Origin of the sequence: Dyadobacter sp., assembly GCF_051859145.1 — a bacterium.
In the GTDB taxonomy this organism is placed as follows: domain Bacteria; phylum Bacteroidota; class Bacteroidia; order Cytophagales; family Spirosomataceae; genus Dyadobacter.
Genome location: NZ_JBHYGF010000108.1, coordinates 1 through 10,670 on the forward strand (window position 1 = coordinate 1; position 10,670 = coordinate 10,670).

Consider the following 10,670-nt stretch of genomic DNA (forward strand, 5'->3'; position numbering starts at 1 on the left):
ACATCATCTTTGCCCTAATAAAAAACCAAGCAACCTATAACGATCACTTGGTTTTATCATAGAAATCAGGGTGACAAGGTGGGGCAGCAAACCTAAAAGGCGCAGCCGTTGTCATGCTGAGCACAGTCGAAGCACAGGCACTACGCTACTGCCGAAGCAACGTGCACTATGCTATTTCCAAAGGCTACGCAAAAAAGCTCGCCCTCCCCAGCACCCCAGGCTGCCAGCTCCCATCCCGTCTTCTCAACGACCTCGCCACCGTCAACACCTCATGCAACCGTTCTTGCTGTGCCGCGGCGGAGTCTTGTGCGTGGAAGTATTGGCCGATGATTTCCCACTCGAAAGTGTCGGTTTGGGAATCGTAAATGCCGATGGGGATGCGGTGGCCGTCGGTCTGGAGCGTGCCCAGGACGTGCTGCGCCTCTTCCTGCGACGAGCAGCCCACGTGCTGGTACTGCCCTTTCAGCGTATATAGTACCGAGTAACGGTTTTTCGAAAGTTCGTTTCCTTGCGCTTTCTGCTTGTTCTGTCTGAGGGAATTTTGCAATATTTTCATGATCTCTGTGTTTGTGTCTCCGGTCACAAGTTCGCTTAATCTGCTTATTGTAAAAATGATAAAATGAACGGAGATGTTTAAAGTTTCAAGCCAGCATTTCGTGCCGCTCAAAACCATAAACGCATCTTGTATTTCAATAGTTTAACAAAATTACCACACAGGCGAAAGTTCTTCTGATCTTGAAGGTGTTTGGTGGAATAGTGCAATTTTGGAACGGCGGTTGCGACCGATGCTCGATTTAACTAGAAATTAGTCTTAGATCTATATTAATCAACTTTAACAATCGGTTTCCTTTGTAGAATTAAAGAATCGGGCTCCTTATACTGCATGCAATCGGGCCAAGAAAATTAAATCCAATCTCAGCACTAATACGTCTATCTCTTTCTATCAAATGCAAACTTTCCTGATTATTTTCTAAATCAAAGTAAATAGTGTCACCATTATAATTTATCTCAACAAATCCATACGTGTCTTCTAATCTTCTTATAATTCCGTTACACCTATACCTTTGACCATTTGACATCAAATAACCAGTTGTTCTATTTTTAACTTCATATGGAACTTTCGCGACTTTGAGTTGCTTAAAAATTAACTTTGCTTCGCCAATTTCTTTATTCAAATATAGGGCGCGAGCGTACCAAAATTGAGCTGTATATCTGGCATCGCCTTTGGTAAATGCTTTTCGCAGATAATGGATAATTTCATTATAATTGTCAGGATTTTTTTCGGATATATAAATTCCTAACCTAAAATTTACTTCTTGTATATTTGGGTTAAGTTTAGCCGTCTCAGATAAAATTTCAATTGCACCGTCTAAGTCGGAATTATTATGTAACAGTGTTGAGTATCTCAACGAAATAAAGGGACTCGCTTTATTAATATTATAAGCATGTTTTAGTACTTCAATAGTGCCGGGTTTATCTTCAAAGAATTCGTTAAAAGAAGCTTCTACTCCCAGTATCATTTCTTCCAATGGATGCATTTGTTTTGCTTTACTTAAATGCTTCTCAAATTCTTTTATTATGCTTTCAATAACAGGGTATTCATTATCATTCACTTCAATTTTCAAACGCAGCAAATATGATTTTAGAATTGTAGTGTAAGCATAACTAGAATCGTTATTCCTTGATATCAGACGCTGACATATGTCGATTGCTTTTTGTATACTTGCAATCCTATCAATTTTATAGTCAGATTGCTCAGCTTTCTTCAACTCGAACTCCGCAAAGCTGTGTAAGATTACCGGATCTTTCGGTGCGAGATTTGAGGCAACTCGAAGGTATCTTTCAGCAGTATGCATACTTCCGTTTGGAGCATTCATTTCATAGATTGCTCGTTGCTGATATATCTTAGGATTCTCTGGATTACCCTTTTCAGCAATATCATATAGATTACGCACCATGATAGGGTCATTAAACATTATCATGAGTTTTCTTGCATTTACCATAGACAAACATGCTGTATAGTCGCTTTCAAAGTCTGTATTGAGATAGGTTAATACTCTAACATACTCATCATATCGATCCTGCTGAGTAGTCAAAACCGTTTCAAAAACCATCTCGGCAATTTGTTTATGTCTTGCTAGATACACGTAATCATTTATTGTATAATCTCGTTTATCAAAGACAATAAATTCTAGCGGCTCAAATAGTCGTTCTTTGAATTCCGTAAATGTTATGTTATGTACTCTTGCAATCAATCCTGCTCTTGCGGAAGCTCCTAATCGATGAAGTATGCATATGGTTAGGTACATTGACTTTGCAGCCTCATTATTAATTTTGTCGTACTCATCCTTAATAATTTCTTCAAATCTCTTGCCGTGAGTTGCTTCATAAAGAGCAATGAGTAGTTCACGAGTACCTCTTTCCGACAAAGCGGCGATACGTTCCTGCTGAGATTTATTTGCTAGCATGCCAAGACAGTTATGCCGTTCTAGTAACAATAAGAGTTGTTCAATCTCCTTATTGTTCAAATATTGAAGAGTATATGATTTTGTAAGGTTAGGATATAAGATCTGACAATCTGTATTCCAGACATTTGATCTTTCCGTACATATAACGGTTATCTCTATATTATCAGCTGCACATTTTTTTAGAAAGGTATGAAGGTCATCCTCACGTCCAGAGACTCCATCGATAAACAGGAAGATTCGTTCCTTACAGTAATTGTATAGTTCGGCAATATTCGAATAACTAATTTTGAATGTAGGCTTTAAATATATGCATAGCTTTTCTAATAGTATGGATGCATCCCAGATTATCCGTTTTAACAAAACGCTTTTTCCAGACCCCGCATGTCCTTTTATTAATATCAAACTTTGCTGTAAATTATAATCATCGTTAATAAAGACTTCTGACAAGATGGAATCACTAATATGTCTTTTGACATCTAAGTTTTGACTTATTGGATCCCAACCTTCAAAGACTCCCTTGAAGAATGATGAAGGCCTTGTAAGTTCCGTCGCAAAGTTTTTATGAATAAAGTCAACCTCCTCATTTATAAAATGTAAAAATGTTTCTGTTGGTCGAACTGAGGTAATGGGAGTTGCAAATTTCGCGAATATTGGATGTTCTAACTTAGGCCTGAACGATGCGAGTATTCGATTTACTGAGGGTATTTTTTGGTCTAGCTCAGTTATAAATTCTTGAAATGTAGCCTTTATTGGAGTTATTTTTTTTCCTTCCCAAAACCTTATTTCTTCGTCCATTATGTCTGGCGATACCATATAGGACCTGATTCGTTTGCTTAATGATTCACCAAGCTCGTTCAAAATTGCTCTGATATTCGGATCAGCAAGTTTGTATCCCACAAAAAGTATTGGTTTGTCATAAGCCAATTCTTGCAACGTCTGAAATAGCCTTTTTCTATTTGTCCTGTGAGTTATATATTGATCGATGGTTAATATTAACGGAATTTCTTCTTCGTTTACATGATTAATACATCCATGTAATTTATAATACGGTAAACTCTTATTATTATGAAAGATGTCCTGCTGCCTTGTATCTCTTACAATTTTTGATAGTTCTTGTAGGCTATTGGGATTGTTGTGATAGCATTGTTCAACAAGAGTATCGTAATTTGTAGTGAAAATTGCTCTCCAAAAAAAAGACGGGATCAATTTATGAAAATCTGATGGAGAAAATGGGGAAAATATGTTAGCTATAAAGCCTTGCACACTTGATAGGTTAGATTCAGAAATAGCAATTTCCGACACATAGTCAAGTGGGCGATCCATGTAAGAGGGTCCCAGAAACTTTTCAGCTAATAGATTCGAGAGTTGTTGCGCTTGCGGAATTTTTCCGGCGTTTTTGCTTTCCGCTCCATAACTTGCTCCGGCACCAAGAAACAGGACACAGTTTCCCTCTTGAATTTGACTTATAAGTTGATTAGGTATGTTTATGGCCATTGGGAGGATTTTACGTTCGAAAGGTATAAGCATTTCAGCCTAATCTTTTAACCGCTTTAAGAACTATTTTTTACTGATATTCTTGGTTCGCCAAACACGGAGTATCCTTTTTAGCAAGTATATTTAAACTGTCAATATGAACTTGGTTTTTCAGGAAGTTTGAAAGCAATATGCCTTTTTAAGTTTAATGTGAATGGGTAGAATGTGCTATGCTATTCATCCCAACCTAAAAAACCGCAGCCCCTCCCCAGCATTCAATTCCTCACATTGAATCTTCACCGCAGAAATTTGAGCATTATACTGCCGACAATAAAATTCCAAAACCGTGTTCAAATGCCGCAATGCGCGGGCCTGGTGTTTGGAATGTGTCAGTTCGGCTTTGCCGGTGTCGACTACGCGGTTGTTGGTTACCATTACTAAATAGCGCGAGCGGCGGGAGAGGTTGTAGAGCATTTTGTATGCTTTATAAGTTTCCTCGCTGACTTTGCAGGGTGAAAGGCGATGCTCGGGATTGATGGCGTCGTCGACGTCGTGGTGCGTTTTGTATTGCATCCCGAAACTGGCCAGATGCGCATTAATGAGGTGCAAGGCCGTGTAGAAACATGTGGTAACCTGCCAATCCAATGAATCGGTGACGAGCTGATTGATGTTTTCGAGAAATTTTAGATTTCGTGTAGCCTGACGGAGGTGATCTTCAAGAAGTGCCAAAAGTGTGTGATGTTATTTGCCGAACAAAAAGTTATAATGGCTGGGAACCGGAAGCGCGTCGCATTGCTCAACAATGGTCGTCGTCATGTCGAAACCATGTTTGTGATACTTTGCGTTGATTTTGGCTTCTGCCATAACTAGCTCTCCTTCAACCTCTTCGGCGTCATCCTGGATTTCTGCCCAAACTAAAAGTTCGGAATTGTGGAAGCTCACGGCAAGTTTCAAAAACGGAGCGTCTTCGAATTTCTTCAAGAGGTGAATGTAGTCGACGAGCATATTTTGGATATAATATTGCTGGGCCGTTTTCATGCCCGTGTCCATCATATCCTGAATGCTTCCATTGATAAGCGTTTCGTAGAAATGCTTTTGCTCTTCGCTGGCGACGCCGGTTTCCAATGCAAGTTGGTCCACGCGAATCGAAGACACAAACTCGTCGAACCAAAGGTCGGTTTTGTTCTTTTCTTCTGTTAGATTCTGCATGTGTAGTAGTGTTTTTGTTTATGATTTTTGAGAGAAAGGTTTGCGAATATAAGAAGATTACTTTGCAGATTTTACATTGACTAGACATTATAGGAACAACAGAGATATGCCTCTATCAAAAGTTTTTTCAATTTTTTTTAACCCATTAAAATGTACATGAAATTATAATTGTTTAGCATTTTGTGTAAAACAATTAGCATATTACATCATACTTTTCATTTTCAACTATTTGTAAAACAGCTTCTGACGAAACGTCTCATTTTCATTTCCATTTTTTTCTGTGTTAATATTGCCTAGCAAAACCTACAAACTATGACACACGAAAAAAATTCTTCTTGGCCTTCGGAAAGGCAGTTGACAGTTTATAGCAAATATGTGCCGCGGGCTTGGTATCGGTATGTGGTGATGCCGGAGATCAGGCTTTGCGGGAAGTGGCTGCTGGATGCCGGTTTTGAATGTGGGGATGAGGTGACGGTGCGGTGTTTTGGGAATAAATTGGAGATTACGCTCAATCCGGCGCCAGAGCCGGAACCTGCGCCAGTTCGGAAACGACGGTCGCGGCGCAGTGAGGTGCTTTCTTAGGCTTCGCTATTTCAGCTTTTTGCGGAGCCAGGCCCTGGTGGGTTCGTCGTAAAATTTCAAACTGATGTACGCCAGCACGATCGCGCCGAAGAAGGTGAGCAGGGCGGCGGGGAAGGCTTCGGATAATGTGATGCCTTTGTGGCGGCTTACCCAGGCGACGTAGAAATAGACGAGCACGTAATGTGTCATGTATAAGGGATAGGAAAGGTCACCGAGGAATTTGCAGATTTTGGCTTCGGCCGGGCTGCGCGCCACGCCGCCGGCACCGAGGTAGACGATGGCCGGGAAGACGATGATAATGCAAAATGCTTCGTACAAACCATTGAGCCAGAGGCGGTCTGCGCCGCCGATGCGGGGCATGAGCAAAACGGCCGCCACGAGGAGGCTGCACCAGAGAAAGGCATTCGGGATACGGCCGGGCCGGGCGACGCGGGAGAGGAGCAGGCCGGCGAAAAACGGAAATATCGTCCGCGTGATGCCGACGCGCATGTGTTCGGCATTCAATGTCCAGCCGCCGGTGACGTCTCCGTTCGGGTTGGTGACGGCGAAATGCAAAAGCACCGCGCCGGCCAGGGCGACGAAAACGGCCAGTGCTTTGTTGGATAACTTCCTCAGGCCGAGGGCGTAGAGGATGTTGGCAATGTATTCGAAAAAGAGCGACCAGCCGACGCTGTTGAGCGGGTGCATTTCGAACCAGCCGCGGATATCCATCGAAAGCGGGACGGGCAGGAGCGTCCACCCAATGAGCATCACGACGAGCAGCTTCCAGAGGGGCACGGTGTGAATGAGGGGCCAGATGGGGGAGTCGGTGTAATAAAAGCCGATGGCGCCGAGCGTCATGCCGAGCACGACGAGTGGTTGCAGCCGCTCGAACCGCCGCCGAAGGAAAGCCCCGACGGTGAGTTTGTCCCACCTGTCGTCGTATGCGTAGCCGATGACGTAGCCGGAGAGGAGGAAGAAGAAGTCTACGGCTAGGTAGCCGTGGTTTATGACGTTTTCTAGCCGGGTTGTGGCTAGGGGTTCGGTGAGGTGGAAGCAGAGGACTATTATTGCGGCGATGCCGCGGAGGCCGTCTAGGGTTTGGTAGTGGGGTTTTGGGGGGAGGGTGGTGTTGTTCATAGTTGGTGAGCTAGCTCGTGCTTCGACTGCGCTCAGCATGACAAAGGTGGCTTTGCTTCCAAAGGTAGTGGGTAAGAAGGCGGTTTTGTCTTTTAACTTGGACCTATCCTCATTTGTCACCCTGAGCGCAGTCGAAGGGCTGATGCGGCAAACAAAAAGCACTTTGAGAAAAAAGCAATGCTTTTAACAGATAAAAACAAAGTTGGTGAGCTAGCTCGTGCTTCGACTGCGCTCAGCATGACAAAAGCTAAAACGCATATCTAATCTGGCAGTAAGGCAACTCCTTCTTCACGGCTTCAACAAGCTCAGAAACAATCTCCCTCTTAATATTATTCTTATACCGCACATTCCTTTGCCCCGACTGGCTATATTTCACCTGCTGAATATCCGGCCGCCAGAGGACTTCTTCGGCTTTGGGGTGCCAGCCTAGGTTTACTTCGTGGAGGCGGTCGTTGTGGGTGAGGAAGATGATTTCGGTGGCGAGCTGGGCTTTGGTTTGTTCGTCGAGGACCTGGTTCATTTCTTCGAAAAGCGCGTACCAGTCGTCGAGCCAGCCTTCGTAGTAAATCACGGGCGCGAAACTTACATTGACCTCATAACCAGCCTCGCGGAATTCGTTCATGACGGCGATGCGCTCGCTGATGGGCGTGGTGCGGACGTCGACGAGCTTGGACATTTGATGCGGCATGAGACTGAACCGGATGCGTGTTTTACGCTGCGGATCGTAGCTGAGCATTTCGCGGTTAACGAACTTGGTGGCGAAAGTGAGCTTGGCATTGGGCAGCGTTTTGTAGAGGTCGATCATGTCTTTCACATTATCACAAATGGCTGCATCGGCCGAGCAATCGCCATTTTCGCCGATTTCGTACACCCAATATTCCGGGTCGATGGCATCGGGCTCGGCTTTGACGCCCTGCTTGGCGGCGTGGCGGCTGAGGTAACCCATGATCTGCTCGATGTTTACAAAAATGGAAATGGGATTGGCATAACCTTTCCGCCGCGGCACGTAGCAATACGAGCACGACATGGTACAACCATTGGACTGCGAAGGCGCCACCCAATGCGAGCTGCGGGTATTGGGCCGACAAGTGAGGCCTTTCTTGGCCCCGAGAATGAGGACATTCTTTTTGTTCCAAAGCCAATCATCGACGGAACCTTCGAAGCCGAAAAGCTCGGGGATTTTCCAGTGGGATTCCACTTCAATGTGCTCGGCATCGGGGTATTTGGCCAGGATCTCGCGCCCACGCTCGTAAGTGGGGACGGAGGGTTCCATGTAGATCTGGTGGATGGTAAGGAGGTCGGTGATGGTTTTTTGATGAAGCATGAGTTTGGTGTTTGCGCGTGTTGTAATAAAAGTTTGCCAGTTCCACGTTTGTCATCCTGAGCGCAGTCGAAGGGCAGGTACCGAGCTATTAACATGAAAGAAGCATCGTGCTCGTGCTTCGACTGCGCTCAGCATGACAAGGGTAGGTCGTTTGCTTGCTCTCACCTTTGTCACCCTGAGCGGAGCGGCCGCCGATGCGGTCGAAGGGCGGGCAGCAAGCTACTAACATGTAAGAAGCATTGTGCACGTTGCTTCGACTGCGCTCAGCATGACAAATGAGGGTATTAACAAAATCATAGAGTATTTCAACCGAAAATATTCTTATATAAGAAACTGATATACTGACGCCCCATGAAGTATTTTCTATCTGCCTTCCTTCTGCTTATTTCAGCAGTCGCCCAAGCCCAAACCCCTATCCAAATCGGCCATATCGACACCATCCAATCCAAAATACTCAATCAAACCCGCGAGGTAATGTTGCATGTGCCGGATGGTGGCGACAGCCCGTATTCCAAAAAGCGGTACCCTGTAATCTATCTGCTCGACGGCGAGTCGCATTTTAATTCTGTGGTGGGGATGGTGCAGCAGTTGAGCTCGGTGAATGGGAATATGATTGTGCCGCAAATGATCGTGGTGGGGATACGGAACAGAAACCGGAGGTTGGATATGACGCCGAATCAGTCCACGGTAGATCCGCCGTTTATGGATAGTGCGGCTGTGCGGCAGACGGGTGGCGGTAATGTGTTTCTGGCTTTTATTGAGAAAGAGCTGATGCCGCAAATTGACTCGATGTACCCGACGGCGCCTTATAAAATGCTGATCGGGCATTCGCTGGGTGGGCTGGTGGTGATAAATGCGCTAATCACGCGGCCGCAGCTTTTTAATTCCTACATCTGCATTGAGCCGAGCTTGTGGTTTGATCATACGAGTTTTTTGGAAACGGCGAAAAAGGCACTTAATGCGAACAAATACAATGGAGTTTCGCTTTACTTGGGCATTGCCAATACATTGAGCGAAGGCATTACCTTGGCGGATGTGGCAAAGGATCCAAGCCCGTTTTCGCGGCATATCCGCTCTATTGTTGACCTCGACAAATTCATTAAAGCCAACCCGAAAATCGGGCTGCGGTACAAGAGTAAGTTCTACGCGGATGACACGCATAGCTCCGCGCCGCTGATTACCGAGTACGATGGTCTGCGGTTCATTTTTGACTTTTACCAGCTGAAATTTACCGATTCTGATTTGGACAAAAACACTACTGCATTTCCTGAAAGGATCGTAAAGCATTACAACAATGTTTCTAAGCAAATGGGCTACCCGGTGCTTCCGCCCGAGGAAATGGTCAACTCGCTCGGCTACCAGGCGATGGAAGCCAAGAAGGATGTAATGGCCGAAGCTTTTTTCCAGCTGAATACAGTCAACTATCCCGGTAGCTGGAATGCGTTTGATTCTTATGGTGATTTTTTTGCTTCAAGAAAGGATAAAGCTGCTGCGATTGCGCAGTATGAAAAGTCTTTGGCAATAGAGGACCACAAGGAAACATGGGAGAAGTTGGAGGCTTTGAAGAAATAGATCAAAATGTCCCAATCTCCTAGCAAGAATGTCCGTTTTCCCTCCACCTGACCTGATCTCAAAACACTATATTTGCTTGTGACAAAACCCCAAAGCTAAAATTCAAAAACAATGACAACACAGGAAGTAGCCGACCGTTATCACGAGCTTGCACAACAGGAAAAATGGTTTCAGATCCAGGATGAATTCTTTTCGGACAATGTGAAAAGCATTGATCCGCCGTATTCGCCTTACCTGGGATATGCCGAAGGATTTGAGAATGTCCGGAGGAAAGGGGAGGAGTTTATTAGCAAGATTACGGCAGGGCATCGTGCTTATACTTCCGCGCCGATTGTGACGGGCAATCATTTTGCGGTCGCGCGGGAGACCGATATTACTTTGCAGGATTTTGGAAGGATACAGATGAACCAGATCATGCTGTATGAAGTGCGGGATGGGAAAATTATTTCCGAGCAGTTCTTTTATTGAGCTATTTACAAGGAAATGTTTTGAGAAAGATACAGGTGGTTTGCTGCCCGTATCTTTTCTTTTATCAGCTTATGAGTTTCAAGCTAAATGGATATACATTCTGATCGCCTCTGGCAATTTTTCTGTGCGTCAGAATGATAAAGATGGTATTGCCTAAGAACAGCGTAAGCATCAAGGGCAAAAAAGTCATTGGATGGAACAGGAAGTTGCCGGTAAATGTCGGTACCAGGCTAAGGTAAGCAAGACCGTAGGTGACCAGTGTCCACGTAATCTGAAAGTTGATAATGCGCCTTCCAAGCTCATTTACACCCTCAATTTTATTTTTCCGGTAAATCCAGAATGCAAGTGGGATGAAGATGTTTCCAAGTGGGATAAACCACAACGTTAAAGTAGACAAGTTCATCAATTTTAAATATCCCGGATCTTCTTCCATGGACAAAGACACAGAATTTTGT

At 44.5% G+C, this 10,670-nt stretch carries 10 protein-coding genes; 3 read left to right on the top strand and 7 right to left on the bottom strand.

Going from position 1 to position 10,670, the window contains the following annotated elements:
• Positions 1–184: 184 nt before the first annotated feature.
• The 4 genes from ACTIE6_RS07835 to ACTIE6_RS07850 all read right to left on the bottom strand — a co-directional run bounded on the left by ACTIE6_RS07835 (position 185) and on the right by ACTIE6_RS07850 (position 5,150).
• Positions 185–673 carry a hypothetical protein gene (locus tag ACTIE6_RS07835; protein WP_439556108.1) on the bottom strand — a complete coding sequence of 163 codons (489 nt, stop codon included), beginning with the start codon at positions 671–673 and terminating at the stop codon, positions 185–187.
• Between the two features lie 184 nt (positions 674–857).
• The gene (locus tag ACTIE6_RS07840; protein WP_439556109.1) at positions 858–3,962 is read right to left on the bottom strand and encodes an SIR2 family protein; all 3,105 of its coding nucleotides are present in this window, start codon (positions 3,960–3,962) and stop codon (positions 858–860) included.
• A 216-nt stretch (positions 3,963–4,178) separates the two neighbouring features.
• Positions 4,179–4,670, bottom strand: coding sequence for a HEPN domain-containing protein (locus tag ACTIE6_RS07845; RefSeq protein WP_439556110.1), 492 nt, complete (start codon positions 4,668–4,670; stop codon positions 4,179–4,181).
• Positions 4,671–4,682: 12 nt separating this feature from the next.
• A complete protein-coding gene (locus ACTIE6_RS07850; RefSeq protein ID WP_439556111.1) occupies positions 4,683–5,150 on the bottom strand; it encodes a hypothetical protein in 468 nt (155 codons plus the stop codon).
• A 312-nt stretch (positions 5,151–5,462) separates the two neighbouring features.
• On the opposite strand from ACTIE6_RS07850, the gene ACTIE6_RS07855 reads away from it, so the two are divergent.
• The gene (locus ACTIE6_RS07855) at positions 5,463–5,732 is read left to right on the top strand and encodes a SymE family type I addiction module toxin (protein WP_439556112.1); all 270 of its coding nucleotides are present in this window, start codon (positions 5,463–5,465) and stop codon (positions 5,730–5,732) included.
• A 6-nt stretch (positions 5,733–5,738) separates the two neighbouring features.
• Here the strand turns inward: ACTIE6_RS07855 and ACTIE6_RS07860 are convergent, their stop codons facing one another.
• Both ACTIE6_RS07860 and ACTIE6_RS07865 read right to left on the bottom strand, forming a co-directional pair.
• Positions 5,739–6,851, bottom strand: a complete 1,113-nt coding sequence (locus tag ACTIE6_RS07860) for an acyltransferase family protein (RefSeq protein WP_439556113.1) — start codon at positions 6,849–6,851, stop codon at positions 5,739–5,741.
• 247 nt (positions 6,852–7,098) lie between these two features.
• Positions 7,099–8,175 (bottom strand): spore photoproduct lyase family protein, encoded by a 1,077-nt coding sequence (locus tag ACTIE6_RS07865; RefSeq protein WP_439556114.1) that lies wholly within the window; start codon positions 8,173–8,175, stop codon positions 7,099–7,101.
• A gap of 351 nt (positions 8,176–8,526) precedes the next feature.
• Between ACTIE6_RS07865 and ACTIE6_RS07870 the strand changes: the two genes are divergently transcribed.
• Positions 8,527–9,747 carry an alpha/beta hydrolase gene (locus ACTIE6_RS07870; protein ID WP_439556115.1) on the top strand — a complete coding sequence of 407 codons (1,221 nt, stop codon included), beginning with the start codon at positions 8,527–8,529 and terminating at the stop codon, positions 9,745–9,747.
• 111 nt (positions 9,748–9,858) lie between these two features.
• Entirely contained in the window at positions 9,859–10,215 is a 357-nt protein-coding gene (locus ACTIE6_RS07875; protein WP_439556116.1) for a SnoaL-like domain-containing protein, read from the top strand.
• 64 nt (positions 10,216–10,279) lie between these two features.
• Here ACTIE6_RS07875 and ACTIE6_RS07880 read toward each other — a convergent pair.
• Positions 10,280–10,670: DUF4870 domain-containing protein (locus ACTIE6_RS07880; protein WP_439556117.1), on the bottom strand; the 391-nt coding region annotated here is incomplete at its 5' end.